The following is a 26,568-nucleotide window of genomic DNA, read 5'->3' as shown; positions in this document are numbered from 1 at the left end:
GGCCGCATGGTTCCGCACCTCATCACCGCCCTGAACGGCCCTATCAACGAACTCGAACAACGCGTCCTGGACTCCACGCCGGCGATTGAGCGCTGGTTTCGGCTGGAGTGGATGGAGCACACGCCGCCGTTTTACAGCTCGGTCGATATCCGCAACGCCGGCTTCAAGCTCGCCCCGGTCGACACCAACCTCTACCCCGGTGGCTGGAACAACCTGACGCCCGAAATGCTGCCGCTGGCGGTGCAGGCCGCCATGGCCGCGATCGAAAAGATCTGTCCCGAGGCGCGCAACCTGCTGGTTGTGCCCGAGAACCACACGCGCAACAGTTTTTACCTGTCCAACGTGCTGCAGCTCAAGCGCATCTTTCACCAGGCGGGCCTCAATGTGCGCTTCGGCTCGCTGAGCTCCGACATCAAGGAGCCCACCACGCTGAACCTGCCGACCGGAGAGACCATCACGATCGAGCCGTTGATCCGGACCGACCGCCGCTTGGGCCTGAAAGACTTCGACCCCTGCACCATTTTGCTGAACAACGACCTGTCGGCCGGCATCCCCGGCATCCTCGAAGACCTCAACGAGCAGTACCTGTTGCCGCCACTGCATGCCGGCTGGTCGGTGCGCCGCAAGTCGCGGCATTTCAAGGCCTACGAAGAAGTTTCCAAGCGTTTCGGCAAGCTGCTGGGCATAGACCCGTGGCTTATCAACCCCATGTACGCCCAGTGCGGTGAAGTCAACTTTGCCGAAGAAACCGGCATGGACTGCCTGACCACCAACGTCGATGCGCTGCTCACCAAGATCAAACGCAAGTACAAGGAATACGGCATCAACGAAAAGCCTTTTGTCGTCGTCAAGGCGGACAACGGCACCTACGGCATGGGCATCATGACGGTGCGCGACGTGAAAGACCTGGACGCGCTGAACCGCAAGACGAAAAACAAGATGAGCACGACGAAAGACGGCCAGCCGCTGTCCGAAGTGATCATCCAGGAAGGCGTGCTGACCAACGAGCGTGTCAACGACGCCGTGGCCGAGCCCGTGGTCTACATGATGGACCGCTACGTGGTGGGCGGCTTTTACCGCGTGCATGCGGAGCGCGGTGTGGACGAAAACCTCAATGCGCCCGGCGCCAGCTTTGTGCCGCTGGCCTTTGCCGACAGCGGCCGCCTGCCGCAGCCCGGCGAGAAGCCCGGCTCCAGCAGCCCCAACCGCTTCTATATGTATGGCGTGATCGCCCGACTGGCGATGCTTGCTGCGAGCTATGAACTCGAAGCCACCGACCCGGACGCCGAGGTTTACGACTAACACCCCTATCGTTCTCACTTCGCTACGCTTCGTGTAGTGCCGTTTCCCCTTGCAGGGGACGCCGCAAGGCATCCGGCAAAGCCGGCCTGCCTGCGGCTGCTTGGAAAGTCGGGGAACTGATGCACCCGCGACGGTCCGAACTGTGAGTCTTTTAGGCCTCTAGCCCAAACAGGCCGTGCGCAAGCAGCTATTAAAAAAGTAGCGCCAAAAACTCGCCTGTTGGCGCTGGCTTACCCAGCGCCTGCCGGCCCGTTTTGTTACAAGTTGTTGCGGTGCAACAAAATCGGGATTAGTTGGATTTAGGGGTGTCCGCCGACTTGCAAGCCGGGTACCTGGGCGCAAAATAGCGTTCCCAAAGGTAACCATTCCCGCCGCTTTGGACCCGCTTGAACGGGCCGAGCGCAAAGACGGGAAGTTTTTGTGTCCAGTAAAAAATCATCACTCGCGGCGCTCACCCTGGGCGCCATTGGTGTCGTCTACGGCGACATCGGAACCAGCGTCCTGTATGCCGTCAAGGAAGTTTTCGGTTCCGGGCATGTTCCCTTTACCCCAGACAACGTCTACGGCATCCTGTCCATCTTCTTCTGGACGCTGACCGTCATTGTCTCGATCAAGTATGTGGCGCTGGTGCTGCGCGCCGACAACAACGGTGAAGGCGGCCTGATCGCCATGTTGGCGCTGGCCTCCACCGCAGTGAAAGACAAGCCCCAGCTGCGCAAGACCTTGCTGATCGTTGGCATCTTCGGCACATCCCTGTTCTATGGCGATGGCGTCATCACCCCGGCCATCTCGGTGCTGTCGGCCGTCGAAGGTCTGGAAGTCGTCTCGCCTGCCTTCAAGCAGGGCGTGATCCCGATCACCCTGGTTATTTTGTTTGCCCTTTTCGCGGTGCAAAAGCACGGCACGGCGGGCATTGGCAAATTTTTCGGCCCCATCACGCTGATCTGGTTTGCCGTGCTGGCGTTGCTGGGCATTTCGCAGATCGTGACCCATCCCGAAATCCTGGTGGCAGTCAGCCCGCACTACGCGGTGATGTTCATGTGGGCCAACCCCGGTACCACCTTCATCATTCTGGGCGCCGTCGTGCTGTGCGTAACCGGCGCCGAGGCGCTATACGCCGACCTTGGCCACTTCGGCAAAAAACCGATTCGCCTGGCCTGGTTCTCGGTGGTCATGCCTTCGCTGGTGCTCAATTACTTCGGCCAGGGCGCGCTGCTCATCGGCAACCCTGCCGCGGTGAAGAACCCGTTTTTCCTGATGGCACCCGAGTGGGCGCTGCTCCCGCTGGTGGGCCTGGCCACCATGGCCACCGTCATTGCCTCGCAGGCGCTGATCACCGGCGCCTTCAGCGTGACCAAGCAGGCCATCCAGATGGGCTACCTGCCGCGCCTCAATATCCAGCACACCAGCGTGCGCGACACCGGCCAGATCTACATGCCCTTCGTCAACTGGGGCCTCTTCATAACGATCGTGCTCGCGGTGGTGATGTTCCGCTCGTCCAGCAACCTGGCGGCCGCTTACGGCATCGCGGTATGCACCGACATGCTGATCACCACCATCCTGACTTTCTACGTGATCCGTTACGGCTGGAAGTATCCGCTGAGCCTGTGCATCGCGGCCACCGGCGTTTTCTTTGTCGTTGACTTTGCGTTCTTCGCTTCCAACCTCATGAAGCTGTTTGCCGGCGGCTGGTTCCCGCTGGTGATTGGGGGTGCGGTCTTTACGCTGATGATCACCTGGAAAGAAGGGCGGCACCTGCTCAATGAAAAGCTGCGGGCCGATGCGATCGATTTACCCAGCTTCCTGGACGCCGTCTTCGTCAGCCCGCCGGCCCGTGTCGAAGGCACGGCCGTATTCCTGACGGCCGAGCCCGGCAGTGTGCCCAACGCGCTGCTCCACAACCTCAAGCACAACAAGGTGCTGCATGAGCAAAACCTGTTCGTGACGGTGCGCAACCATGAGATCCCCTGGATCGGCATGAACAAGCGTCTCGAAATTGAATCATTGGGCCACGACTGCTGGCAGGTCAATGTGCACTACGGCTTCAAGAACGACCTGGACCTGCCCAAGGCCCTGCAGCAAATCAAGGGCCGGGGCTGCGAGCTGGAGTCGATGACGACCAGCTATTTCCTCTCGCGCGACACGGTGATCCCGACCATCGGCAGCGGCATGGCACCCTGGCGCGAGAAGCTGTTTGCGCAGATGCACCACAACGCCAGCGGTGCAGCGGACTTCCTGAATCTGCCCAACAATTCCGTGGTGGAGCTGGGCAGCAAGATTGAAATCTGAGCATTTACTCAAGAATTAGGCCTTGAGGCCAATAGTGACGGGCGCAACCAGCTATTGAATTGATAGCGATTGTGCTTCTTCCGTGGCTCGGGCAGCTTTCCCGGGTCTCTGCCCTGGCCTGCTGCCAATCCGGCGCCCGGATAGCAGAAAATACTGTCATGACTCTCAACGCTGCCAACCCCACACGCTTCTGGTCCGACTTGAAGAGTCCTGACTTTGCCGGCATGGATTTGACCCGCTGCATTGCCGTACTGCCCGTGGCGGCTATCGAACAGCACGGCCCTCACCTGCCGCTCAATGTGGATGCGACGTTGGTGGAGGGCGTAATTTCCGCTGCCCTGCCGCATTTGCCGCAAACGCAGCCGGTGCTGTTCTTGCCCACCCAATCCGTGGGCTTTAGCCCCGAGCACACCCGCTTCGCCGGAACGCTCACGCTGAAAGCCGAGACCGTGATCCGGCTCTGGACCGAGCTGGCCGAATCCGTTGCGCAAACGGGTGTCAGGAAATTGGTGCTGCTCAATTCGCACGGCGGCCAGGTTGGCTTGCTGGATGTGGTGGCGCGCGACCTGCGGGCCCGGCTGGGCATGCTGGTCTACAGCGTGAACTGGTTCAACCTGCCGCTCACAGGTGAGGATGGCAAGTCCGTGAATGATTTGTTCAGTGCCGAAGAGCACCGCTTCGGCATCCACGCCGGCGAGATCGAAACCTCCATGATGCTGGCGCTCAAGCCGGATCAGGTCGACATGGCCAAGGCGCAGAACTTTCATTCCACTTCGCAGGACAGGGCGGCGAAGTTCCGCACCCTGGGTGACGGCCGCAGCGCCAAGCTGGCCTGGCAGATGCAGGACTACAACCCGCAAGGCGCGGTGGGTAACGCCGCCGCTGCCACCGCCGACAAAGGCCGTGCCTTGCTGGGTGCCGCGGGCAGCAGCCTGGCGCGGCTGCTGGTGGAGATCGACCAGTTGCCGGCCGATACGCTGAGCGATAAAACCGCGTTCTAGGCTTTTGCAAGCAGGCATTTAGCGCAGGATCACGGTCTGGCGCTTCCACGCGGCGTCTTGCGAGCGTGCGAAGGCCGCCAGCGTTCCCGGGTCACCGGCCTGCTTCTCGGCCGTCAAGCTGTCCATGCGCGCCACCTCGAAACTGCGGCGCAGGCGACCGGCAATGCGGGTCTCGCGGGCCAGCAGCATCTGCGGCGCGCCGCGCACCCAGCCGGCAAATTCCACATAGCCCAACTCGGGGCCGTTACTGGCGGGCGGCAGCACCTCAATCGTCCATTGCCCGGATTTCTTGCGAAACACCCACAGCTCGCGCCAGGCGTCCAGCGGCTGCACCGCGAGCGCCAGGGCCTGACCGTCGGGATGCGCATTGGCGGACGCGGCCCACACAATGCCGTAGGTGCAGCGCCTGGCCACGGCGTCCTTGCCGGGTTTGCCGTCGGCCTTGTTTTCATACAGCGCCACGCAGGTTTCGCCGGCCTGGCCCGTCTCGGTGGCTACCGTCAGTTTGGCGAAGCGGGGAAGCGCGGTTTCAGCACCCCATCGTGAGGCGCCCACGCGAATCGCTGCGTCGTTGTAGTCCTGCCTGTCGTTGTCTGTCAGCTCCAGCTTGTTCACCGCCGCGAGTTCCGCCCGGGCGCGCTGTGCGGCTGCCGTGGGCGCTTCAGCCCGGCGCGCCTGCTCAAATGCCAGGCTGGCGTGCACGCCGGCACGGCGCAGGCGCAAACGGTTTTTGCTGACTTCAGACAACTGGGCGAACTGAGCGGCGCTGACTTTGTCCAGCACTTCGGCGCGCCACTGGTCTTGCACCAGGCGTTCCTGCGGGTGCAGGTCGGGGCTCATGCAGTCAGGGCGGGTCACAGCCAGCGCGGCACGTGCGCGCTGCTCGGCGTCGGATGGCAGAGCCAACACGCGGCGAAAGGCTTCGCCGTTGTAGCAAAGCTGCATGCTTCCGTTCTGCTCATAACCCTTGAAGTTCACGCCATAAAAGGAGGCCACTTCCATGTGCGCAGAGATTATGTCGCTGGTGGCCTTGCCGTGCTTCATGGAGGCGCGACGCGCCAGGCGTTCGGCCATGGTGCCCAACGCATCAAAGGCTTCCGCGCCTATGGCGTCTGCCTGCGCGGCCTTGAGGTAAGCGGCCGTGTACGCAATGCCCAGGGCTTCAGCGCCCGGGCTTTCGCGCAGGAAGCGCACCACCGAGAGGAGCTGCGGCGCGTCCTCGGGCTGCAGCGAGACCGTGCGCACCTGGCTGATGTGGATAAAGCCCGCACGTTCGCGCCTGTGGTCGTAGACCTGCAGGTAATCCATGCGCTGGCCGCGGATCTCGAGCGCGTCGCCTTGCCACAGGGCCGCCTGTTGTGCGGCCGAATCACGCGGCGCGGCGCGCAGGGTGGCCTGGTCCTGCGTCACGATGGCTAAAGTCAAAAGTGCGGTGGTGATCATTATTCGGCCTCTTCTTTGTCGTCGTTGTCTTGCGTGCCGGCGGCGCGCGGCGCTTGCGCCACGGTGCGGCCGGCCTTGGGCGCGCCGCCCAACAAACCCGCACCCACAAAGCCGCCGCTGGTGGAGGGCGGGGCGATGATCACGGTGATCTTGTCGCTGAGCTTGTCGGCCATGGTCTTCTGGATCAGCAGCGGGTGCCGGGTGATCAGCACGCCTTCACGCGCCATCTGCTCGCTGTTGATCTTGCCCACGCGGTCCAGCCGGTAGGCTTCAGCGTCCGCCAGTTTCTGGCGCGAATCGGCCTCGCCAGAGGCTTCAATACGCCGGGCCTGCGCGCTGCCCTCGGCCGTGCGGATGCGCGACTGCTTGTCGGCTTCGGCTTCCAGCTGGCGCTGCTCGATCTGCTTTTGCTTGAAGGGCAGGACATGCTTCATGGCTTCTTCCTGCGCCTTGGCTGCAATCACCTGTTCGCTGGCAGCGGCCTGCGCATTGGTTTCACGGCGTATTTTTTCGGCCATCGCGTCCAGCTCGGTTTCTTTCACGCGCTTTTCCTTCAGGGCCAGGGTGTAGCGCATCTTCTCCGTCGCAAGCTCTTCGGCCAGCAGCTTGTCCATGCCCTGGCGGTAATCTGCGGGCAAGTCGACCTTGCCCATTTGCACCGTACGCAGCAGGATGCCGTCGGCCGCGAGCTTGGGTTTGAGTTCAGCTTCGATGAGCTGCTGGATCTCGGCACGCTTGCTTGAGAAGATCTCCCGCACGGTGTAGCGGGTGAAGGTCTTGTAGATCACGCCTTGCACAGCGGGCTGCACGATCTGGCCCGCGATGTCGTCGGGCAGGTTTTTCGACAGCGCGTTGACCCTGGCTGGGTCCAGCGCATAGCGCACCGTGAGGTCCACGCCCAGCGACATGCCTTCGATCGACTGGAAGGGTGAGGGGCCGTCGGCCCGGCTGCTGCCTTCGGGGCGATAGACCTGATCGCGCAGCGAGAAGGTGCGCACTTCGTGCAAGCCGGGCAGCAGCAGCAGGGAACCTTCGCGGAATTCGTCGACGCCGCCGGTCAACTGGTTGGTGCGAATCGCCACGTCGCCGCGCGCCACCGACTCCATGGGAGGGTGCACCCACAGCAGGTAGCCGACCGCGCCCGCCGCGGCGGTGGCGATCATCAGGCCGCTGGCGCTGGCGGCGCGTTGCACCCCACTGGAAGCGATACGGTGGGTGCTGCGCACCCCTCTGGAAAAGATGGCGCGGATGCGCAGGGAAATACGGCTAAGGCGTGGGTTCATGATGGGCTCCTCCGGTTGGTTTGGCGAGAGGCGCGGATTGCGCTTTCTCTGGCCTCCATTGTTCGAATCGGGCCCGGAGCATTCAATGCGCCTGCGCGGTGTCTTTGCGCGGTTTGGCGGCGGCAACCCTCCGCCAACGGAAGAAACACTCACACGGCCTGGCGCAGGCCACACCCATAATGGCGGCACCCCATCCTCTTGAGGCCTCATGACCAAAATTGCCGTAATCGAAGACGACCTGCCCATGAGCAACCAGCTCAAGGGCTGGATTGAATCGGCCCGTCCGGGCATCCAGGTCGACCAGTGGTTCAACCGCGACGATGCCGAGGCCGCCGTTGCCCGCGAAGGTTATGACGCCGTGGTGCTGGACATCGAACTGGGGCGCGAACGCCATGCCGGCGTGGCCATCATCAACGCCATCAACAAGCAGCGGCAGGGTACGCCCGTGCTGGTGGTGTCCGCCATGCCGGCCGCCATCTACCGCAGCATCATGAAAGCCCTGGAAGCCTGGGACTACCTGCAAAAAACCACGTTTGAGGAGGCTGACTTCATCGAAACCTTCCTGGACATCCTGCGGACCGCCAAGGCCAAACCCGCAGGCAGGGCGCCAGCCGGCGACAGCCAGGAGCTGCAGCTGGACCCGCTGCGCCAGAACACCGCCATCTGGCGCGGTCAGCGCGTGAACCTGCCGCTGACGGCGCAACGCATCCTGGCGGCGCTGCACGCGCGCCGCGGCGAGGTCGTGAGTTACGACGACCTCTACCAGGTGGTCAAGAGCGGCCGCAACCGCGACAACATCCGCAAGCACGTCAGCACGATTCGCGACGCGTTCAAGGAAATCGATGCGGCCTTTGACGGCATTGAAAACATCCCGATGCGAGGCTTTCGCTGGGCCGAGGCGCCGGAGCCCCCGCGCGGCAGAGGCAAGGCGTGAAGCTGCCCACCCGCCAGGACGTCGAGCGCCTGCTGCCGGCGCGCGTGCCCTTCGGCCTGCGCGTATTTTTTCGCGGCGCTTTTTTTCTGCTGGCGATGGCCACCGTCGCCTTGGCCATCGCCGTGTTGCAGGACGAAAAGGAGCGCAGCTACCGAAATTACCAGGACGGCTTTCGCAAGAACCAGGCGCAGATCGCCGCCAAGCTGCGCCATCCCACGGGCCAGCTGGTGCTGCTCAACCCCACGGCTTACGAGCATGAGGTGACGCCGCTGCGCCCGTTGGTACTGCCTTTTTCGGCCCTTGATTTCGACGATCGCAACAAGGCCCAGCAGGCAGTGGAGATGGCGGGCTGCCTGGTGCAATACCCCGATGCGGCGTCGATGTGCGTGGCCGTCGGCAACAACCCCTTTGCCGGCGGTTTTCTCTATGCCGTCGGCAGCTTCAACAGCGGGCCCCTGGTGTCGCACACCTCCGGAACGCTGGATTTAAGCCAGGCGCATCGCGCCCGCATCACGGTCGACATGCGCGGGCAGCGCTACCGCTGGATCGCGCCTTTCCAGGCCATGCAGGCCATGGACGAGGGCCGCAACGCCTCGCCTTTTGCCAATGCCAGGGGCCGGCTGGTGGGCTTTGCCGATGAGGGCCCGATCACACCGGCCAGCCGGCCCGTGCGCGACTTCCGCGGCTGGCTTTGGCAAGACAGCCGCTGCGTGGACGGCACGCTGGCGGCAGACCCTGATTGTGCCCGGCGTGCCTTTGTCAGCGTGCGCCTGCCGGTTGAGCTGTTTCGAGAAGCACTGTTTGCCAAAGGGCCTGCGGGCATCGTCTGGCCGCCGGCTGACCTGGACCAGATCAAGGTGCAGGTGGAAATGCTGGCCCCCGGCGAGGGAAAGCCCCTGTTCGACAGCAATGCCGGGGGCGCCACCGCGCCTTTTTCATGGTCTGAGCTGACCCCTTTGCTGCTGCCCGGCGAGAAGCTGCGCATCCGCAGGATGGGCAGCGCGGGTGTCAGCTCGGACGTCGTGTCGCTGTCCGGCGCGGAGACGACGGAGCGGTCCTCGCCCCTGATTGCGTGGTTGATACGCCGGCTGCAAGTGGATGGTTATGACGCACCCGTCACGAGCGCCGACATCATCAGCACGCCGCTCGGGCGTTATGAGCTCACGCTGACCGGTGACATTCGCAGCGTCAACAAGGCCCTCACGGCCGTGGCCACCCGCGTGTCCTGGTTTGTGGGCGGCATGCTGCTGGCCATCTTTGTGACCTGGCTGGCCATTGAGCTGCGCATCATCCGCCGCATCACCGAACTCACCCGCCGCGCCGCCACCGTGTCCAAGGGCGTGCGCGCCAGCGACAACCTGGCGACGGTCGACCTCACCGACCTGCGTGGCGGCGACGAGCTGGGTGTGCTCGCCGGCGGCCTGCAAGACCTGCTGCAGCGCGTAAATGAAGACGTGCGCCGCGAGCAGATTAGGGTCGCCCAGGAAAAAGACACTTGGCACGCCGTAGGTCATGAAATCATGTCGCCGCTGCAATCGCTGATGGTGCTGCACGGTAGCGTCGACGACCCGGCGCACCGCTACATCAGCCGCATGCAGCAGGCCGTGCGCGTGCTGTATGGCAGCGCGTCGCCCAGCGAAGCTTTTGAATCCACCGCGCTCAATGTGCAGACCCTGGACGCCAATGAGTTTCTGAGCCATGTGGCGCGCAACGCCGCGGCCGCGGGCATTCCCGGTGTGGCCTTTGATCCGCTGGCCCAGCCGGTCAGAGTGCGCGCCGACGAGTATTCGCTGGAAGATGTCGTGTCGCATGTGCTGCGCAACGCTGATCGCTACCGTTTGCCCGGCAGCCTGATCCGCATCACGCTGTCACAGCAGGCGCAGGAAGGCACTGCGCCTGAGGCCGTGATCACCATCAGCAACCTCGGCCCGCAGATCGAGGTCGGCTTGCTGGACAAGATTTTCGAGTACGGGGTGTCCGACCAGCCCGACACGGGCGCAACAGGTCAGCGTGGGCAGGGCCTGTTTGTCGCCAAAACCTATATGGCCAAGATGGGGGGCACCATCACCGCGCACAACCTGGACAGCGGCGTTTGCCTGGAGTTGCGCCTGCAGTGCGCTGTCGGCTGATCCCTGATCCATTGCCAATTCGCTGCGAGAGTAGGCGCGCCGCCGCAGACAGTGCTTAGGGCCTGCCAATGCCATTTATGCAGATGCGTTGCGAATCAAAAAGGCCTTGAGCAAGGCGCAAAACGCAGGCAGGGTAGACCCCGTCAAGGCTTTGCAACGCCGCGCAAGGCCTTTTTGATCGCAACCCGGAGGGAATGGGGTGAAAACGGCGCCACTCGGCGTTGCGCTTCTAGCCAGACAAAAGTCTGGGCGTCGTCGCGCGCCTTGATTGGCACCGTTTTCACCCCATTCGCATTTGCATAAATGGCATTGGCAGGCCCTGGCACGGCAAGGCGGCGTAACGACCTATCGCAGCGAATTAGCAATGGAATAAAAATCAAAGCCCCCAGTGAGCGGTAACTCGCTGGAGGCCTTGTCTTGCCAGACGGACCGGTAAGCCCGCTGCCATGGAAGAAAGTATCTCCCGGGAGTGGCCGAATAATTTGCCTGATTTGCTGCTGAATTTTCCATAAACAGATAAAAAATCTGTGAAATTGGAAATTTCAGATAAATTAGCCGAATGGATACTTTAGACCGGAAAATCCTTCAGGTTTTGCAGGCCGACGCGCGTACCAGTCTGCAAGACATCGGCCAGGCCGTGGGCCTGAGCCCTTCGCCCTGCTGGGGCCGCATCAAGAAGATGGAGGAGGCCGGGGTGATTGAGGGCTATACCGTGCGGCTCAATGCGCAGGCGCTGGGCCTGGGCGACACGGTGATGGTGCAGGTCACGCTCGACAGCCACTCCGACAACACGCTGGAAAAGTTCGGTGAAACGCTGGCGGCGATTCCCGAAGTGATCGAGGCTTATCTGGTGTCCGGTGAATACGACTACCTGCTGCGCATTGCCGTGCACGATACCAAGGACTACGAGCGCCTGCTGCGCGAGCGGCTCTACAAGATCAAAGGCATACGCCACAGCAAATCCAGCTTTGTACTGCGCACCCTCAAGAAGGCCGATTTGCCTCTATTGCCAGGCTGAGCCAGACGAAGGTCAGCGCTGACAGCGGTCGGTGGGGCCGGCTGACAGCTGCGCGGACCTCACCCGCCCACACTGACGAATGCCCCGCACCCTGCAGGGGCGCCGGCGTTGCCGCCATTTCTTCAAGGGGTTTTATGCGATCGATTGCCTGTCAACGCGTCTGGCATGTTCTGGTGCTGTGCGCGGCATTCGCCTGTACGCTGGCCGCGTGCGGCGACACCGCCCTGTTGCCGCCGGAGGCCGGGATGGGTGCCAATCCAACCCTGCCCAAACCCAACAAAACCCTGTTTCCTACGGTGAACATCGCGCCGGCCAAGGGCTGGCCCGAGGGGGCTATGCCCACGCCCATGGCGGGCCTGGGCGTGACGGCCCTGGCCAGCGGCCTGGAGCATCCGCGCTGGGTTTACGTGCTGCCCAACGGTGACGTGCTGGTGGCTGAAAGCAATGCGCCGCCCAAGCCGGAAGACGAGAAATCGGCTCAAGGCCTCCGCGGCTGGTTCATGAAAAAAGTGATGGGCCGGGCCGGCGCCGGGGCGCCCACGGCTAACCGCATCACTTTGCTGCGCGATGCCGACGGCGACGGCAAGGCCGAAAGCCGCAGCGTGTTTCTGGAAAACCTCAACTCGCCTTTCGGCATGGTGCTGGTGGGCAATGATTTTTACGTGGCCAACACCGATGCCGTTGTGCGTTTCCCTTACCAACCGGGCCAGACCCGCATCACGGCGGGGCCCGTCAAGGTGGTAGACCTGCCGGCCGGCCCTATCAACCACCACTGGACAAAAAACATCATCGCCAGCCCGGACGGCAGCAAGCTGTATGTCACCGTCGGCTCCAACAGCAATGTGGGCGAACGCGGCATGGAAGCCGAAACCGGCCGCGCCGCCATCTGGGAGGTCGACGCCAAAACCGGCAGCCACCGCGTGTTTGCCTCGGGCCTGCGCAATCCCAACGGCATGGGTTGGGCACCCGGCAGCGGCGCACTCTGGACGGTGGTGAACGAGCGCGACGAGATCGGCAGCGACCTCGTGCCCGACTACCTGACTTCGGTGCGTGATGGTGTGTTTTACGGCTGGCCCTACAGCTATTACGGCCAGAACGTGGACGACCGCGTCAAGCCGCCGCGTCCGGACCTGGTGGCGCAAGCGGTTTCACCCGACTACGCACTGGGCTCCCATGTCGCGCCATTGGGCATGGTGTTTTCAGAAGGCAATGCGCTGCCGCCATCACTGGCCACGGGAGTTTTTATTGGTGAACACGGTTCCTGGAACCGTGTGCCACACAGCGGCTACAAAGTGGTGTTCGTTCCGTTCCAGAAGGGACTGCCGGCCGGTTTGCCGGTGGATGTTCTCACGGGTTTCCTGAGCCCCGAAGGCCATGCCTACGGTCGGCCGGTGGGCGTGGCGATGGACAAGCGCGGCGCGCTGCTGGTGGCCGACGATGTGGGCAATGTGGTCTGGCGGGTGAGCGGTAGCCAGCTGAAATAGAAGGTTTGGATTTCTTAAGGGAAAAATACCTGAAACCCTTATGTGATGAGCGCGAGCAGCTATTAATTTAATAGCGATTATGCTGCCTGAATCGCATCAGGCTGTCGGCAACACCATGTCGGCGGTGCCGGGGCAGACCCAGCGGGGGTGTTCCCGCGAGGTGTCTATGCACCCGCCCGATGCATACACGCCCTTGGGTTCACGCATGCGCAGCATCAGTTCCAGGATTCGCGCCGTCTCGGCCGGGTCGGCGCTGGAGGCCTTGACGCCGGCTTCCACAATGCTTTCATTGATACGCAACTCGCCGGCTTCGTCGGTGTAGGTGGCATGCCGCCAGTGAAACAGCTCCAGGCATTTGGCCGTCAGCGTGTAGGGCTGCTCGCGCTTCCAGAAGTTGGTGAACTGCCCGTTGCCGATGTAGAACACCCAGGAGCCTTCATAACCCGAAACGTCCGAGGAGTGTTCATCGGGGTTTCGGAACCATAGCCGGTCGCCGGGCACGTAATACTTGGGCGGCAGGGGTTGCTCCATCGTGCCGTATTCGCGCAGGAACACGTCATGGAATTTGCCCGACATGATGGCGCGGCGCTCCCAGCGCTGCTGCAGCGCGGCCAGCAACGGCGGGTTGCAGGTTTCGAGTTCCTGCGCGATGGCCAGCAGGATCACGTATTCGGTCGCGCGGTAGCAGGAGAAGGAATACAGCTTGCCCGAGGCCTCGGGTTGGGTGGCTTTTTCCAGGGCGGGAATCAGCGCGTGACCGGGCTTGACGGTAAAGCCAGCGTCTTCCGAGTAGACCCAGCAATCCTCCGGCCGGTTGACTTCGGTGGTGTGGAATTCCAGTGCAGTCTTGCGTGCGGCCAGCACGATGTTGCGGCGTATGCGCACTGCCGATGCCAGCTCCGCATGGCTGGGAAACTCAAAGGCGACCGGGCTGAGCAGCATGGCCAGAAGAATCTCCCGTTCCAGGTCTTCGCTGTCATTCAGCGTATCCAGCTGCAGCCGTTCCGCCAGGCCCAGGGTGTCCAGGCCGGGCGCCCATTGTGCGGCGAGGCCGTCCGGCAGGCAAAAGCTTCTTGCAGCGGCGGCCCCCGGGAAAATCTCTGTGGTTTCCACGGCGTCCTGCAGCCCGAGCTTTTCAAGCTGCACCAGGAAACTGTATGTGGAAGCCGCCAGCGCGCCGGTTGTTTCACCGTGAAGGTGAATTCCGACAGGACGAAGGCTGGGCATCAGGGCGGCGGTCATGTTGCCGCAAAGTATCTTTGCTTGTGGTCGATTCGGCAATGGCGGAAAAACCACGAAGCCGGCTGCTCGCAGGCGCGTTCAGGCGTAGGTAATCCAGCTTGCGTGTTCGGGCGCGTCCAGGTGCGGCAAGGTGTTGTAGGTCACCAGCATGTGCCGCTTGGGCGTAAAGGCAAACTCGGTAAGTGAGCAGTTGCGTATGCGCAGGTTCAGTTCTATCGTGGTTTCAGGGCTGGTGCCCAGCACATGGCCCACTGCGGTCGAGATGGGCCCGCCGCTGGAAACCAGCAGCACATTTCCGGTGTAATTGGCACGAATGTGGTCCAGGACAGAAGTTACACCCTCAACAAACCCGGTGTAGCTTGGCATGCCCTGGGGGGTGACGACGCCGGCCATCCACTGTGCCAGCCCGTCACGCAGCAGCCGGAAGTGGCCGCGGTATTCCTCAGGTGTGGCGGGTTTTTCGAGCTTATGCGGGTGGATGGCGCCGATGACGGCGTGGCTGTCATATTCATTAAGCCCGGGGCGCTGTGCGGCTTGCATGGTGATACCCATGCCTTCACAGATCCCGGCAAAGGTATTGATCTGCCGCTGCAGCGTGCCGGTGAAGGCGGCGTCAAAGGTGATGCCCTTGTACTTGAAGTACTCGCCCAGACGCACGCTTTGCTGGCGCCCCATGGGGCTGAGCACGTCGTAGTCGTCTTCGCCAAATGAGGCCTGGCCATGGCGCACGAGGTAGAGGGTTCCCATGGGCAAATTGTGGCGCGCTGCCCCCCTGCGTTTAGTCTCGCGCGCGACTGGGTGTTCGAGTGTCGAGGCCTCAGCCAAAAAACGCAGCCCCGCCAGCAGGGGCCGTGGAACCGGCTTTGCCGGGCCGCAGGCGCAGCGCCCCCTCGGGGAGCAGCGCACTACGCGAAGCGAGAAGCGTGGGGGCCGGCAGCTAGCACCTTGGCGACAGTCGCCGTGTCCACATTCCCGCCGCACAAGGTGGTGCCCACCACCAGACCTTTGAGCTGGCCGCGCTCCTGCATGGCCGCAGCAAAACTGGCCGCACCCGCGCCTTCGGCCACGTTGTGTGTGTCGGCATAAAGGTCGCGCATGGCCTGGGCTACTTCGTCGTCCGTCACCTTCACGACGCGTTCCAGATGCGGCAGCAAAATATCAAGTGCTGCCTGGTCGGCGACGCGGCAGGCCATGCCGTCGGCCAGGTAGGTGGTCACCGGTGCTTCAATCACGCGCCCCGCGGCCAGCGAGTCGGCGTAGGTGGTGGCGTGCGCGCTGACCACGCCCACGATGCGCAGCTTGCGGCCCAGCGCCAGCTTGGCGGCAACGGCCGAACACGCGCCCGAGCCCTGGCCTATCGGCACATACACCACGTCGAGTTGCGGCACCGCCAGCATGAATTCCCACCAGTAGGTGCTGACGCCGCGCAGTAAATCCGCATGAAAACTCGGCACCATGTGGGCGCCGCGTTCGGCAGCCAGCCTCTTCGCAAACTCGCGGCTTTCCTGGAAGTCATTGCCGTGCTCGATCAGTGTGACGCCCAGTGCGCGCATGGCGGCGTTTTTCTCGACCGAATTGCCGTGCGGAACCACGATGGTGCAAGGCACGCCGTGGGCGCGCGCCGCCCAGCCTATGCTCTGGCCGTGGTTGCCGCGTGTGGCGCTGATGGCTTCTCGCGGCAGTTCGCCGCGTTGCCTGAGTGCCTCAAAGTAGGTGAGTCCGCCGCGCAGCTTGAACGCACCGACCGGTGTGTGGTTCTCGTGCTTGATCCAGCAGTCGGTGCCCAGCCGCTGGCTTGAGAGGCCCCAGCGGTACTGCGGCGTGGCCTGGAATTCGCGGTAGACGACTCGCGCCGCGTCTTCAATCTCCTGCAGCGAAGGCAACATGCTGTTCCCCAGCTCCGGCGCGTGGTCGAGTACGGCGCTCATTGGATGGCCTCCGCTCTGCGAGCTGCGGCATTCGCCCTGGGAACGGCCCGGCGGCTCATGCGGCCACCCGCTTTTCAGTCAGCAGGCGCAGCGCCAGCAAGCCCAGCACGGTACCCATCACATAGCGCTGCACGCGCATCCAGCTGATGTTGCGGTTGAGGAAACCGGCAATCGCCGCGGCGAAGCAGATCAGCACCGTGTTCACACCCGTGCTGACGCTGATCTGCACGGCGCCCAGCGTCAGGCTTTGCAGCAGCAGGTCGCCGCGTTCGGGGTGCAAAAACTGCGGAAAGAAGGAGAGATAAAACATGGCGACCTTGGGGTTGAGCAGGTTGGTCATAAAACCCATGAGGAAGAGCGTGCGCGGCGGGTCGTGCGGCAGCTCGCGCGTTTCAAAAGGCGCCAGGCCTCCGGGCTTGACGGCTTGCCAGGCCATCCAGAGCAAATAGGCCGCGCCCGCCACCTTGATGGCATCAAAGGCCAGCGGCACGGCCAGCAGCAGTGCGGTTAGCCCGAACGACGCGGCCAGCAGGTGCACCACAAAACCCAGCGCCACGCCGCTCAGCGAGACCAGCCCGGCGCGGGGGCCCTGGCACAGCGTGCGAGAGATGCAATAAATCATGTTGGGCCCGGGAGTGAGCACCAGCACCAGGGCGGCAAGGGCGAACCATGCAAGTTCTGTCGTGGTAAACATTTCAGGCTCCTTTCGATTCAAGCGTGACCAGGCCGCGTGGCGTTTGCAGCGTGGCAATGAGATTGGGCGGGCCCTGCGAGAGGCCTACACCCGAAAGACCGATAACCTCGTAACCACCGCGCAGCGCGTCGGGGCGCGGGTGGCTGGCGTGCAGCGATTGCAGCGTGACGCCCGACGGCGCCATGTCATCGGCCGGGTGCGCATCGCCCCACTGGATCAGCGTGGGTAGCGCGCCGTAGAACAGCCGCTGGCCGTCTTCGCGCACGGTGATCTTCCAGCTCAGCAGGCCTTGCGGTGTCATGCGCGAGACGTCCAGCGCCTCACCGCGATCCAGCCCCAGGCGGGAAAGCGCCCGCACCGCCGCGGTCACACGGGGCGTCGAGGCGACAAAGTGCGCGAGCTGCGGGCCGGTCTTGCTCAGCCGCAGCTGCAACTCATGATCATCCAGGTCAAACCAGCGTCTGGCCGGTGCCACACGTGGGGTTTGCTTGTCCGGATTGATTGCAATGATTTCGAAATAGGCGCGTGGAAAGGCCGGCGACGCCACTGTGAAAAGCCGGTTGTGCGTGCCCATCAGCGGATGCTCGCCGCCCGGCCCTGGCGTGATGCCCAGCACGCGTTCGCACCACAGCACGCCTTCGGCCAGGTTGGCCGCCACGACCACGAGGTGATCGACCTGCGAGGCCAGTGGTGGAGATGCGGTGGTGGTTTCCATGATGAGCCTTTAGATCGTCACGCTTCCGTCGATGCAGGTGACCGATTCGCCGCCCACCCAGACCTGGCCAGCCGCATCGCGCTCGATATGCACCTGACCGGCGCGGCCCAGGTAGACACCTTGCGAGGCGGTATAGCGCTCGGGCGCGTGGCCTTCGGCAATCAGCCACTGGGCCAGGCTGGCATTGAGGCTGCCGGTGACGGGGTCTTCGTCGACACCGATGGGAGAGGCGAATGCCCGAACTTCGAAATCAGGGGTCGTTTCAGGTGCGGAGGCTGCGAACGCCTTGGCTTCGCGGTTGGCGCGTGCAATCAGCGGCGCGGTTTCCTCACGTGGGTAGCGCGCCACCACGCCGACTTTGGTGCCCAGCTTGGCCAGCGCCTTGTGATCGGGCGCCAGTTGCAGCACGGTCTCCGGGCTGTCTAGCAGCAAGCCCAGCCACATCGGGCCGTTGTCCAGGCACTGGGCGGCGAGGATGCTTGTCGCTTTTAATCCCAGCGCGCCGGCTACCTGCGCCAGCAACGCGGGGCTGGGGGCAGAGCGCTTCAGGGCCGGCGCGGCAAATGCGAGGCGCCTTGTGCCCGTCTCGCGGCGAATCTTCACCAGGCCTGCTTTGCACTCCTGCACGATAAAGTCTTTGCTGTGCGGTTGCCCACCGGCTTCCAGCCAGCTGTGGCAACTGCCCAGCGTGGGGTGGCCGGCAAAAGGCAGTTCGCCGCCGGGCGTGAAGATGCGTACGCTGTAATCAGCCGTGGCGTCTGTGGGTGGCAACAGGAAAGTGGTTTCCGAGAGGTTGGTCCACTTGGCAAAGCGCTGCATTGCGGCGTCATCCAGGCCGCTGCCGTCCATCACCACGGCCAGGGGGTTGCCGAAGTAAGGGGTGGGTGTGAACACGTCGACTTGCTTGAATGCGCGCTGCTTCATGGGGTTTCTCGGTTTTCCAGGGTAGGTTTGAAGATTTATGACAAAGGCAGGTCCAGCACGCCGCGCGTGGCGGGCCGTGCCAGGAGGTTTTGGTACCAGCGGTCCAGGTGGGGCCGAATGGGCCGCGGCTGCGGCAAGCCGAACCACCGGTGCATTTCGCAGCCCAGCGGGATGTCGGCCATGCTGAACTGGTCGCCGCCCATGAACGCATGGTCAGCCAGATGTGCGTCGAGCAGTGTTAGCAGCGCTTCGGTGGCGGCTACGGACTGCGCAATCAGTTCTGTATTGCGCTGCTCCGCAGGCGTGCGGATCCATTGCACGAAAGCCGTGCGTCCGGCCGGGTTGAAGGTGGTCTGCTGCCAGTCCATCCATTGCTCGGCTGCAAAGCGTTGCGGCAGCGCTGTGGGATAAAAATTGCCTGGCGAGTGCTTGGCGCACAGGTAGCGCACGATGACGTTGGATTCCCAGATGAGCTCCTCACCGTCTTCCATCAGCGGCACCAGCGCATTCGGGTTCTTGCGCCGGTAATCGGCCTCCTTGACGATACCGAACTGGCCCCCGGCGTCGGTTCGCTGCATCGTGAGGCCCAGCTCCTGCGCGGCCCACACGACTTTTCGCACGTTGATGGAGCTGATGCGCCCCCAAAGATGAAGCATGTCAGCCCCTTTCGCGTTCATCATGCTGCCGCGCGCAGTTGAGGCACGCCGGCAGGTAGTTGCTCGCGTATGGCCGCAGCCAGCGCGGCGATGCCGATGTTGATCTGCTCGACGCTGGACGTGACGAACGAGAGGCGCAGCGTGCGGGCGTCGGCATGGTCGGCGTAGAAGGCCCAGCCGGGCACAAAGGCCACGTTGCGTTCCACGGCCTTGGGCAGCAGGTCGATGGCGTTCATGCCTTCAGGCAGGCGCACCCACAAAAACATGCCGCCGGCCGGTGTGTTCCAGCTCACACCTTCGGGCATGCCCTGCTTCATCGCGGCCAGCATCGCGTCGCGCTGCGATTTGTAGAGCGCGCGTATGGTGGGCACGTGGCGGTCCAGGAAATTGTCTTTCATGGTCTCGACCACCATGCGCTGGTTGAAGCCTGGCGTGTGCAGGTCGGCGGCCTGCTTGGCCTGCAACAGCTTGGGGTAGAGCGACTTGGGCGCAACCATGAAACCCAGGCGCAAGCCGGGGGCCAGAATTTTTGAGAACGAGCCCATGTAGACGCAGCCTTCGGGGTTGCGCGCGGTGAGCGGCAGCGGTGGTGGGGTGTCAAACCACAGGTCGCCGTAAGGGTTGTCCTCAACGATGGGCAGGCCCAGGCGTGCGGCTTCGGCGCTCAGCGCGGCGCGCCTCGCCTCGCTCATGGTGCGACCGGTCGGGTTCTGGAAATTGGGCAGCACGTAGAAGAAACGCGCGCCGGCGGCTTTGCTGGCCAGGTCAGTGATGTCCACGCCTTCGTCATCGCTGGCCACGCCGACGATTTCGGGCTCCATCGGTGTGAAGGCTTGCAGCGCACCCAGGTAGGTGGGTGTTTCCACCAGCACGCGGCTGCCGGCGTCGATCAGTATCTTGGCGATTAAATCCAGGCCCTGTTGCGAGCCGGTGGTGATCAGCACCTGCGCCGGGTCGACTTCCCAGGGCAGCACTGCGGCCACCATCTCGCGCAGCGGCGCATAGCCTTCGCTGGCCGCATACTGCAGCGCCGCATGGCCGTCTTCGCGCAGCACCTTGTCACAGGCTTCGCGAAAGGCGGCGACCGGAAAGGTCTTGGGCGAGGGCAGGCCACCGGCAAAGCTGATGATGCCGGGCTTCTCGGTGACCTTGAGGATCTCGCGGATCACCGAGGGGTTCATTTTTTTGGCGCGCTGCGCTTGGGTCCATTCCATTTCACTCTCCTCCTGATGGGCTGTCAAAGACAAGCCTGTTCACAAAAACCTTCTGCAAGGCATTTAGCTAAATGCGCTTCCGACGGCAGCCGGCGGCAGGATGAATCAATGCGTTCATTCTGCACCTCTCCCTCGCGCCTGCATGGCATGAATCAGGCTCACGGCCTGCGGCGCCACGCTTCCTGGAATTCCCCAGTAATCAAAGACGCCGCCGTCGGCCGCATGGTGCCCGCAGACGACAAACACCCCCGTTCCCAGCTGCTGCTTGAACTCGCTGGCGAGCCAGCCTACAAAGCCGCTGTTGGGAATATCACGCGCGAAATGCAGGCACACCACGGCGTAGCGGTCCTCGGCTTTTGCTGATGCAGATGCGGGCAGCAGAGCGCTCCAGACTGCATGGTCACGTACCAAAGCGAGCGCTTCGCTGGCAGGGTTTGCCACCAGATGTACGGGAAACTGCGTCAGAGGAAATTCGGCGAAGGTGTAGTCGCCCGGCAGCATATCCACGCGCGCGTGCGCCATCACGCGCAAAAGCCGTTTGCGTGTTTGTTCGGGTGTTTCCGGCGTCACGTCCATCAGCTTGGTCCCGCTGTCGTCACGACGACGCGCCGGAGGTCTCCGGCATCATTTGCTGCTCCTGCATATTCGCTTTCAGGTGCGCAAGTCCCCGTGCGACGTATTCTTCCTTTTCACCGACCGGGGCAAAGTAGTGCAGCACCTCACGGGCTTCGTCAATGCCCTTCAGCCGGGCAATCAGCCATGCGGAAATGTATTGCGCGGACATGCAGCCGCCCGCGGTTGCCAGATTGCCCTTCGCAAAGAAGGCCTGGTTCAGAATGCTCACCCCGGCTGCCTGAACCCAGGGCTTGCTGGTCAAGTCCGTGCACGCCGGCATTTGGCCGACAAGCCCCAGCTTGGCGAGCAAAAATGTTCCGGAACACTGCGCTGCGATGAGTTGCCTTTCCGGATCAAGCTGCAGCCGGCCGAGGATGGAGGCGTCGTTGGCAACCTCACGCGTTTTCATTCCGCTGCCGATTAATACGGCATCGGCCTGGTTGGCTTCCTTCAGGCCGATGTGCGCATCGATGGTGAGGCCGTTCATGGACGTCACCCGATCGGTAGGACTGGCAATGCTGACCCTCCAGTCAGCATCACCCCGCAGCGAAATGCGGCTCAGCATTCCGTAGGCAATCAAGGAATCCAGTTCGTTGAATCCGTCGAAGGTAAGGATGGCGATGTGCATGAAAGCTTTCCTGGTGTGGGCTGGAGAACTATTTCACTGACAGAAAAAGTTGGCGGTGTGGCGGTGGCTTGTGCTGGGTCAGTCCACGATAAACAGTTTGGCACCCGAAGGCGAGGTCGACCGGTGGGCTTCGGCGCCGTCTGCCACCTGGTAGCTCATGCCGGGCAACAGCACGTGCACACTGCCGTTGTCCAGTTCCGTATGCAACTCGCCTTCCAGGCAAAGCAGGATGTGGCCTTTGCTGCACCAGTGGTCGGAAACATAGCCGGGCGTGTACTCCACCATACGCACGCGCACGTCGCCAAACTTGCGAGTGCGCCAGAAGGCCTTGCCTTCCAGGGCGGAATGTTCGGTGCGCTCCACGTTGGACCAGTCGGTGGTGCCGAAGGGAATTTCGTTCATTTGCATGCTGCTTACTCCGTGACCGACACGATGGCTTCGATTTCCACCGCAAAGCCGCGCGGCAGTGAGCCCACGCCGACCGCCGAGCGCGCATGGCGGCCGGCCTCGCCGAATACCTGTACCAGCAAATCAGAACAACCGTTGATGACTTCGGTATGGCCCATGAAGTCGGGCGTTGCGTTGACCATGCCCAGCAGCTTGACCACACGGCGCACGCGCGAAAGCTCACCCAGGGCGGCCTTCATGGTCGCAATCAGGTTCAGCCCGACTTCATGGGCATGGTTGCGGGCTTCCTCCGCGTTGACCTCGCGCCCGACCTTGGGGACCACAGCCAGGTCCTGCCTCAGCGGCGAGCCTTTGCCCGACAGGTACAGCATGGAGCCGTCGAGCACCCAGGCATCGAAGTTACCGCGAGGGGTCACGACGGGCGGCAGGATCAGGCCGAGTTGCTGCAGGCGTTGTTCGGGGGTCATCGATGGCTCCTTGTTGTAGGGGATATCCTGGAAAACAGTGCAAAAGCGGCGGGCTGCCTCAAGCCCGCTTCATGCCCGCTTCCGCTGGTTGGGTGTGATGTGCGCAATGGTGCCGTCACCGTAAGAACGCAACACCTGGGAGATGACGATGTGAAAACCTTTGTACCACTGGGTGTACTGGCGTTTGGCTTCCAGGTGCTTGGGATGTGCTGAAAAAACGCGCAGCGATTCTTCTGTTTCCCAGAAGTAAGTGGCATTGGTCAGCACGCCGTCCGGCGAGCGCCAGGACTCCGAGCCCAGGTAGCCCGGCGTGGCGTGGGCGGCTTCTTCGATCAACGCGTCCAGCGTGTGGAACCGTTCGTCGTAGGTGCCGGGTTCAAAGATAAAGGCGGCTGAGTACATCACAACTTTCTGGTGTTGAGCAAAGGGCCCGATTTGGCGGCTTGCACGCGGGTGCCTGACTGCACCGGCATTTTTTTACCGATGAAAACGGTGGCAATCACGGCCAGCCCAAAGCCAACGGTGACCGCGTCCAGGTGCTCGCCAAGCAGCGGCACGGAAAACAGCATGGATAAGAACGGCTGCACCAACTGCACCTGGCTGACACGCACCGTGCCACCCAGCGCCAGGCCGCGGTACCAGGCGAAAAATCCCAACCAGGCCGAGAACACCGCCACGTAGGCAAAGCCGGCCCAGGCGCTGACCTTGAGGGGTGCCTCGGGCCAACTGAGAAGAGACAGCGGCAAGGTCAGAGGCAGCGAGAGCACCAAGGCCCAGCAGATCACGTGCTCGGCCCGCATGTGCTGGGACAGCCGCGCACCGTAGCCGTAACCGACGGCCGCGCACAAACAGGCGGCCAGCAACAAAAGGTCAGCAAAATGGATGGACATGCCGCCCGCGCTGTTTGAACGCAGCATGGCAAACAAAACCACCAGCGCGCTGCCCAGCGCTGCGCACAGCCAGAAGCCGGCAGACGGACGCTGGCGGTGCAGCAGCGCGCCCACCGCCGCGGTGGCCAGGGGCAGCACGCCGAGGATGACGCTTGCATGCACGGCTTCCACGTAACGCATGGCAATCGAGGTGAAGAGCGGAAAACCAAACACCACGCCGCCTGCGGTGATGGCCAGCGGCAGCCAGTCCTTTCGCTGCGGCAGCGGCGCGCGGGTGGCCAGCAAAAACGCCGCCGACAACACGGCCGCCACCGTGGCCCGCCCGAGCGCGATGAAAACGCCGGACATCTGCGGTGCATCCGGCGTGCCCACGGCCAGGCGTGTCATGGGCAGCGTGACGGCAAAAATCACGATGCCCAGCAAGCCGAGCCATAGCCCTTTGTTTGTGTCGGCAGATGTGGACTTCATATAAAAAGCATCCAGATGGCGGTGGCCACGAGTACCAGCGCCATGGCGCGGTTGAACCACCGGAGCCGTCGTCCGCTGCCGGAAGGGCCGGTCAGCCACTCGCGCAGTAATGACCCTGCGAGCGCGTAAGTGAGGTTGCTGACAAAAGCGTACGCCAGCATCACAGGCAATACGATGGCCAGCCGCGCGGCCGGGGCCTCGCGGCCGGCAATCCAGCCGCTGACGATGGCCAGCGCCAGCATCCACGCCTTGATGTTGACAAACTGCAGTGCGGCGCCTTGCCAGAAAGTGACGTTCAGGCGCGCCGCGTCCGCCTCGCTCAACTGGCGCGACTGCGAAATCTTCCAGGCCAGCCACAGCAGGTACGCCACGCCGATGATCTTCACGGCCCAGCTCAGCAAGGGCACGGCGAGAACCAGTGCGCCCAGCCCCAGGGCACACACCAGCAGCAGCACGCCCCAGCCGACCGGCACCGCGCAGACAAAAGGCAGTGCGCGTTTCAACCCATGGTTGGCTCCCAGTGCGGTTGACAGCGTCGTGTTGGGTCCCGGCGAAAAGCTCATCGCCGTTGCCAGCACCAGTAAGGCCGTAAATTCTTGCCAGTTCATGTTTTCAACTTTATAGTTGAAAGCAATACACCACCAGTACAGTTGTTGGTACAAATTCCCAAACTGTATTGGCCAAATTGTCAGCACACATGCCGCCTGCAGGGCGTGCCAAGGCCACACCATGTTGATGAAAACCGCTTCTCAGTCCCTGACCGAACAGCTGTCGGCGCGCTTTGCCGAGCGCATCCGTAGCCGCCTGTTGGCTCCCGGTGCGCGCTTGCCTTCTGTGCGTCTGTGTGCCGAGCAGCAGGGTGTGAGTGCCTCCACCGTGGTGGCGGCCTACGACCAGTTGCTGGCGCAAGGCCTGGTGGTGGCGCGCAAGAACCGCGGTTTTTTTGTCCGTGATACTTCGCTTAATGCGGTGCTGGGGCAGGCTCCCAAAGCGCCGGCAGCTATAAAAAATATAGCAGATGCAAAAACTGGTACGACCGCGGGCCACGCCCCCCTGGGCGCCTGGAGCACTGCGACCTGGATGGCCACGCGCCAGGCGCCGGTGGATGCGACGGCGCTGATCCGCGGTATGTTCCACAAGGTCAGCAACAAGCCGCAACCCGGCATGGGCGTGTTTCCACCAGACTGGCTCGAAACCACCTTCATGCCGGCCGCCGTCCGCAAAGTCACCAGCGTCAGCGCGCTGCGGGACTTTTCGCTGCAGTACGGCGAACCCATGGGCGACAGCGGCCTGCGCCGTGCGCTTTCGCAAAAGCTCAGCGCGCTCAATGTGCACGCCGCGCCCGAGCAGATCATCACCACCGTCGGCGCCACCCATGCGCTCGACATTGTCAGCCGCACGCTGCTGCGTGCCGGGGACTGTGTGATGGTGGAGGAGCCCGGCTGGGCGGTGGAGTTCGCCCGGCTGGACGCTTTAGGCATGCGCATCCTGCCGGTACCGCGCCGCGCCGACGGCCCGGACCTGGCGGTGATGGCCCAATACTGCGAAATCCACCAGCCCAAGCTGTTTGTCAGTGTCAGCGTATTCCACAACCCGACGGGCTACTGCCTCACGCCCGGCAGCGCCCACCGCGTGCTGCAGTTGGCGATGCAACACAACTTCCACATTGTTGAAGACGACACCTACAGCCACCTGGCGCCTGAGCATGCCACGCGGCTATGCGCCCTCGATGGGCTGCAGCGCACGATTTATGTCAGCGGCTTCGCCAAGATTCTGGCACCCGGCTGGCGCGTCGGCTTCATGGCCGCACCCCCCGACCTCATCGAGCGCCTGCTGGACACCAAACTGCTGGCCACGCTAACCACGCCAGCCCTGCTGGAGAAGGCGCTGGCCTGGTGCATAGATCAGGGGCAGTTACGCCGGCATGCCGAGCGTATTCGCACCCGGCTTGACGGCGCGCGTGCACGCAGCGTCAAATTGGCCCTGGCTCACGGCTGCACATTTGCTGCGGAGCCCGCCGGCCTGTTCGGCTGGGTCGACACGGGCGTCGATACCGATGCGTTGTCCCAGCGCATGCTGGACGAGGGCTACCTGATTGCGCCTGGCGGCTTGTTTCACGCGGCGCGCAAACCCAGCACATTGATGCGCATCAACTTTGCAACCACGCAGGAGGCTGCGTTTTGGAAGGTGTTTGCGCGCTTGCGTGATGCCGTGAGGTAACTTTCCTCCTTCTTTCGCGGCTTGCCCTGGCAGCGCAGGGCCGCCCACGAAGAAGCGAGCTTGGCGCCGGGTTCGGGCCGCTTGTCTTCGCCACGCTGCCCGCCGGGAGCGGCCGCGACTACGCGGTTATGTCTTCCCCCCGCCATGCTCCGCGTTGGAGTTCACCTGGCTTGTTGCGCCTGGGGAGTTGCTCTTCACTCCCTTTTCTCCTTGTTTTCCTCATCCTCCGGCTTCCCATTGGCGCTGCCCGGCTACCCATCCCCTTTCCAAAATGACACTCGGCTTGACCGCTAATCTGATAGTCGTTTCCGTTGGTTACGAATTAACTCTAATTGATCGGCTACAGACCCGGTTTTAGTTAATTTTCATTAATTTTTTCGAGGCTTCGGGGAGATTTTCAATGTTTTAAGATGTAACTTTCTGTTTTAATTACTATGATTAAAGGTTGAAATTCAACTAAATACGGACATTTATGCGATTTTTCTCACGAAATTTTTGTTTTTATTCACATCTATTGCATCTGTGTGAAGTAATCGAGGCTCTAAAAGTTGATAAGTAACATAAAGTTACGTCTCAAACACATATCGATGCGCATATGTTGCCGGCCCTACATGGA

At 62.8% G+C, this 26,568-nt stretch carries 25 protein-coding genes; 8 read left to right on the top strand and 17 right to left on the bottom strand.

Features of this window, described 5'->3' with window-relative positions; translation table 11 throughout:
* The first annotated feature begins 6 nt into the window (after window positions 1-6).
* The 3 genes from gshA to AC1D1J_RS18895 all read left to right on the top strand — a co-directional run bounded on the left by gshA (window position 7) and on the right by AC1D1J_RS18895 (window position 4,592).
* Window positions 7-1,302, top strand: coding sequence for a glutamate--cysteine ligase (gene gshA, locus AC1D1J_RS18905; RefSeq protein ID WP_457281482.1), 1,296 nt, complete (start codon window positions 7-9; stop codon window positions 1,300-1,302).
* Window positions 1,303-1,722: 420 nt separating this feature from the next.
* Window positions 1,723-3,591 (top strand): potassium transporter Kup, encoded by a 1,869-nt coding sequence (locus AC1D1J_RS18900; protein WP_457281481.1) that lies wholly within the window; start codon window positions 1,723-1,725, stop codon window positions 3,589-3,591.
* Between the two features lie 158 nt (window positions 3,592-3,749).
* A complete protein-coding gene (locus tag AC1D1J_RS18895) occupies window positions 3,750-4,592 on the top strand; it encodes a creatininase family protein (RefSeq protein WP_477695548.1) in 843 nt (280 codons plus the stop codon).
* A gap of 18 nt (window positions 4,593-4,610) precedes the next feature.
* Here the strand turns inward: AC1D1J_RS18895 and AC1D1J_RS18890 are convergent, their stop codons facing one another.
* Together AC1D1J_RS18890 and AC1D1J_RS18885 are read right to left on the bottom strand one after the other, a co-directional pair.
* Entirely contained in the window at window positions 4,611-6,035 is a 1,425-nt protein-coding gene (locus AC1D1J_RS18890; protein WP_477695547.1) for an SH3 domain-containing protein, read from the bottom strand.
* The gene (locus AC1D1J_RS18885) at window positions 6,035-7,318 is read right to left on the bottom strand and encodes an SPFH domain-containing protein (RefSeq protein WP_477695546.1); all 1,284 of its coding nucleotides are present in this window, start codon (window positions 7,316-7,318) and stop codon (window positions 6,035-6,037) included. The genes AC1D1J_RS18890 and AC1D1J_RS18885 overlap by 1 nt, the downstream gene beginning before the upstream one ends.
* 208 nt (window positions 7,319-7,526) lie before the next feature.
* Here AC1D1J_RS18885 and AC1D1J_RS18880 point away from each other — a divergent pair, with 208 nt between their 5' ends.
* The 4 genes from AC1D1J_RS18880 (at window position 7,527) to AC1D1J_RS18865 (ending at window position 12,883) form a co-directional block, all read left to right on the top strand.
* Window positions 7,527-8,252, top strand: a complete 726-nt coding sequence (locus AC1D1J_RS18880) for a response regulator transcription factor (RefSeq protein ID WP_477695545.1) — start codon at window positions 7,527-7,529, stop codon at window positions 8,250-8,252.
* On the top strand, window positions 8,249-10,381 hold the full coding sequence (locus AC1D1J_RS18875; protein WP_477695544.1) for a sensor histidine kinase: 2,133 nt from the start codon (window positions 8,249-8,251) through the stop codon (window positions 10,379-10,381). The genes AC1D1J_RS18880 and AC1D1J_RS18875 overlap by 4 nt, the downstream gene beginning before the upstream one ends.
* A gap of 559 nt (window positions 10,382-10,940) precedes the next feature.
* Window positions 10,941-11,399 (top strand): Lrp/AsnC family transcriptional regulator, encoded by a 459-nt coding sequence (locus tag AC1D1J_RS18870; protein WP_092132085.1) that lies wholly within the window; start codon window positions 10,941-10,943, stop codon window positions 11,397-11,399.
* 134 nt (window positions 11,400-11,533) lie between these two features.
* Window positions 11,534-12,883: a PQQ-dependent sugar dehydrogenase gene (locus tag AC1D1J_RS18865; protein WP_477695543.1), complete on the top strand. Its 1,350-nt coding sequence runs from the start codon at window positions 11,534-11,536 to the stop codon at window positions 12,881-12,883.
* Window positions 12,884-12,979: 96 nt separating this feature from the next.
* On the opposite strand, the gene AC1D1J_RS18860 is transcribed toward AC1D1J_RS18865, so the two are convergent.
* The 15 genes from AC1D1J_RS18860 to AC1D1J_RS18790 form a co-directional block, all read right to left on the bottom strand.
* Window positions 12,980-14,110 carry a hypothetical protein gene (locus AC1D1J_RS18860; RefSeq protein WP_477687163.1) on the bottom strand — a complete coding sequence of 377 codons (1,131 nt, stop codon included), beginning with the start codon at window positions 14,108-14,110 and terminating at the stop codon, window positions 12,980-12,982.
* A 93-nt stretch (window positions 14,111-14,203) separates the two neighbouring features.
* Window positions 14,204-14,872 (bottom strand): histidine phosphatase family protein, encoded by a 669-nt coding sequence (locus AC1D1J_RS18855; protein ID WP_477687062.1) that lies wholly within the window; start codon window positions 14,870-14,872, stop codon window positions 14,204-14,206.
* 158 nt (window positions 14,873-15,030) lie between these two features.
* Window positions 15,031-16,053, bottom strand: a complete 1,023-nt coding sequence (locus AC1D1J_RS18850) for a threonine dehydratase (RefSeq protein ID WP_477695542.1) — start codon at window positions 16,051-16,053, stop codon at window positions 15,031-15,033.
* 55 nt (window positions 16,054-16,108) lie between these two features.
* Window positions 16,109-16,747, bottom strand: coding sequence for a LysE family translocator (locus tag AC1D1J_RS18845; protein WP_477687064.1), 639 nt, complete (start codon window positions 16,745-16,747; stop codon window positions 16,109-16,111).
* Window position 16,748: 1 nt separating this feature from the next.
* On the bottom strand, window positions 16,749-17,462 hold the full coding sequence (locus AC1D1J_RS18840) for a VOC family protein (protein WP_477687065.1): 714 nt from the start codon (window positions 17,460-17,462) through the stop codon (window positions 16,749-16,751).
* A gap of 9 nt (window positions 17,463-17,471) precedes the next feature.
* The gene (locus tag AC1D1J_RS18835) at window positions 17,472-18,386 is read right to left on the bottom strand and encodes a PhzF family phenazine biosynthesis protein (protein ID WP_477687066.1); all 915 of its coding nucleotides are present in this window, start codon (window positions 18,384-18,386) and stop codon (window positions 17,472-17,474) included.
* 35 nt (window positions 18,387-18,421) lie between these two features.
* Window positions 18,422-19,042 (bottom strand): glutathione S-transferase family protein, encoded by a 621-nt coding sequence (locus tag AC1D1J_RS18830; RefSeq protein WP_477695541.1) that lies wholly within the window; start codon window positions 19,040-19,042, stop codon window positions 18,422-18,424.
* A gap of 20 nt (window positions 19,043-19,062) precedes the next feature.
* Window positions 19,063-20,256 carry an aminotransferase-like domain-containing protein gene (locus tag AC1D1J_RS18825; protein ID WP_477695540.1) on the bottom strand — a complete coding sequence of 398 codons (1,194 nt, stop codon included), beginning with the start codon at window positions 20,254-20,256 and terminating at the stop codon, window positions 19,063-19,065.
* 114 nt (window positions 20,257-20,370) lie between these two features.
* A complete protein-coding gene (locus AC1D1J_RS18820) occupies window positions 20,371-20,832 on the bottom strand; it encodes a DUF6196 family protein (RefSeq protein ID WP_477695539.1) in 462 nt (153 codons plus the stop codon).
* 19 nt (window positions 20,833-20,851) lie between these two features.
* Window positions 20,852-21,499: a DJ-1/PfpI family protein gene (locus tag AC1D1J_RS18815; RefSeq protein WP_477695538.1), complete on the bottom strand. Its 648-nt coding sequence runs from the start codon at window positions 21,497-21,499 to the stop codon at window positions 20,852-20,854.
* A gap of 78 nt (window positions 21,500-21,577) precedes the next feature.
* Complete coding sequence (locus tag AC1D1J_RS18810) at window positions 21,578-21,907, bottom strand: DHCW motif cupin fold protein (RefSeq protein ID WP_477687071.1); 330 nt, start codon at window positions 21,905-21,907, stop codon at window positions 21,578-21,580.
* A 5-nt stretch (window positions 21,908-21,912) separates the two neighbouring features.
* Window positions 21,913-22,374 (bottom strand): RidA family protein, encoded by a 462-nt coding sequence (locus AC1D1J_RS18805; protein ID WP_477695537.1) that lies wholly within the window; start codon window positions 22,372-22,374, stop codon window positions 21,913-21,915.
* 69 nt (window positions 22,375-22,443) lie between these two features.
* On the bottom strand, window positions 22,444-22,776 hold the full coding sequence (locus tag AC1D1J_RS18800; protein ID WP_477687073.1) for an antibiotic biosynthesis monooxygenase family protein: 333 nt from the start codon (window positions 22,774-22,776) through the stop codon (window positions 22,444-22,446).
* Window positions 22,776-23,732 (bottom strand): DMT family transporter, encoded by a 957-nt coding sequence (locus tag AC1D1J_RS18795; RefSeq protein WP_477695536.1) that lies wholly within the window; start codon window positions 23,730-23,732, stop codon window positions 22,776-22,778. Before AC1D1J_RS18795 ends, AC1D1J_RS18800 begins: the two co-directional genes overlap by 1 nt.
* Entirely contained in the window at window positions 23,729-24,340 is a 612-nt protein-coding gene (locus tag AC1D1J_RS18790) for a LysE family translocator (RefSeq protein WP_477695535.1), read from the bottom strand. Before AC1D1J_RS18790 ends, AC1D1J_RS18795 begins: the two co-directional genes overlap by 4 nt.
* Window positions 24,341-24,461: 121 nt before the next feature.
* Here AC1D1J_RS18790 and AC1D1J_RS18785 point away from each other — a divergent pair, with 121 nt between their 5' ends.
* Window positions 24,462-25,952, top strand: coding sequence for an aminotransferase-like domain-containing protein (locus AC1D1J_RS18785; protein ID WP_477687076.1), 1,491 nt, complete (start codon window positions 24,462-24,464; stop codon window positions 25,950-25,952).
* The last annotated feature ends 616 nt before the right edge of the window (window positions 25,953-26,568 follow it).

The sequence above is a fragment of the Polaromonas sp. P1_F8 genome (assembly GCF_056405635.1).
This window is presented reverse-complemented; position numbering and strand designations above follow the sequence as displayed.

Coding starts and splice junctions, on each gene's coding strand:
- AC1D1J_RS18830 (WP_477695541.1), bottom strand. CDS start 19,042: ATGCTTCATCTTTGGGGGCGCATCAGCTCCATCAACGTGCGAAAAGTC.
- AC1D1J_RS18835 (WP_477687066.1), bottom strand. CDS start 18,386: ATGAAGCAGCGCGCATTCAAGCAAGTCGACGTGTTCACACCCACCCCT.
- AC1D1J_RS18855 (WP_477687062.1), bottom strand. CDS start 14,872: ATGGGAACCCTCTACCTCGTGCGCCATGGCCAGGCCTCATTTGGCGAA.
- AC1D1J_RS18895 (WP_477695548.1), top strand. CDS start 3,750: ATGACTCTCAACGCTGCCAACCCCACACGCTTCTGGTCCGACTTGAAG.
- AC1D1J_RS18870 (WP_092132085.1), top strand. CDS start 10,941: ATGGATACTTTAGACCGGAAAATCCTTCAGGTTTTGCAGGCCGACGCG.
- AC1D1J_RS18795 (WP_477695536.1), bottom strand. CDS start 23,732: ATGAAGTCCACATCTGCCGACACAAACAAAGGGCTATGGCTCGGCTTG.
- AC1D1J_RS18825 (WP_477695540.1), bottom strand. CDS start 20,256: ATGGAATGGACCCAAGCGCAGCGCGCCAAAAAAATGAACCCCTCGGTG.
- AC1D1J_RS18810 (WP_477687071.1), bottom strand. CDS start 21,907: ATGCAAATGAACGAAATTCCCTTCGGCACCACCGACTGGTCCAACGTG.
- AC1D1J_RS18885 (WP_477695546.1), bottom strand. CDS start 7,318: ATGAACCCACGCCTTAGCCGTATTTCCCTGCGCATCCGCGCCATCTTT.
- AC1D1J_RS18790 (WP_477695535.1), bottom strand. CDS start 24,340: ATGAACTGGCAAGAATTTACGGCCTTACTGGTGCTGGCAACGGCGATG.
- AC1D1J_RS18800 (WP_477687073.1), bottom strand. CDS start 22,776: ATGTACTCAGCCGCCTTTATCTTTGAACCCGGCACCTACGACGAACGG.
- AC1D1J_RS18865 (WP_477695543.1), top strand. CDS start 11,534: ATGCGATCGATTGCCTGTCAACGCGTCTGGCATGTTCTGGTGCTGTGC.
- AC1D1J_RS18820 (WP_477695539.1), bottom strand. CDS start 20,832: ATGGACGTGACGCCGGAAACACCCGAACAAACACGCAAACGGCTTTTG.
- AC1D1J_RS18850 (WP_477695542.1), bottom strand. CDS start 16,053: ATGAGCGCCGTACTCGACCACGCGCCGGAGCTGGGGAACAGCATGTTG.
- AC1D1J_RS18805 (WP_477695537.1), bottom strand. CDS start 22,374: ATGACCCCCGAACAACGCCTGCAGCAACTCGGCCTGATCCTGCCGCCC.
- AC1D1J_RS18840 (WP_477687065.1), bottom strand. CDS start 17,462: ATGGAAACCACCACCGCATCTCCACCACTGGCCTCGCAGGTCGATCAC.
- AC1D1J_RS18785 (WP_477687076.1), top strand. CDS start 24,462: ATGTTGATGAAAACCGCTTCTCAGTCCCTGACCGAACAGCTGTCGGCG.
- AC1D1J_RS18845 (WP_477687064.1), bottom strand. CDS start 16,747: ATGTTTACCACGACAGAACTTGCATGGTTCGCCCTTGCCGCCCTGGTG.
- AC1D1J_RS18815 (WP_477695538.1), bottom strand. CDS start 21,499: ATGCACATCGCCATCCTTACCTTCGACGGATTCAACGAACTGGATTCC.
- AC1D1J_RS18880 (WP_477695545.1), top strand. CDS start 7,527: ATGACCAAAATTGCCGTAATCGAAGACGACCTGCCCATGAGCAACCAG.
- AC1D1J_RS18860 (WP_477687163.1), bottom strand. CDS start 14,110: ATGCCCAGCCTTCGTCCTGTCGGAATTCACCTTCACGGTGAAACAACC.
- gshA (WP_457281482.1), top strand. CDS start 7: ATGGTTCCGCACCTCATCACCGCCCTGAACGGCCCTATCAACGAACTC.
- AC1D1J_RS18890 (WP_477695547.1), bottom strand. CDS start 6,035: ATGATCACCACCGCACTTTTGACTTTAGCCATCGTGACGCAGGACCAG.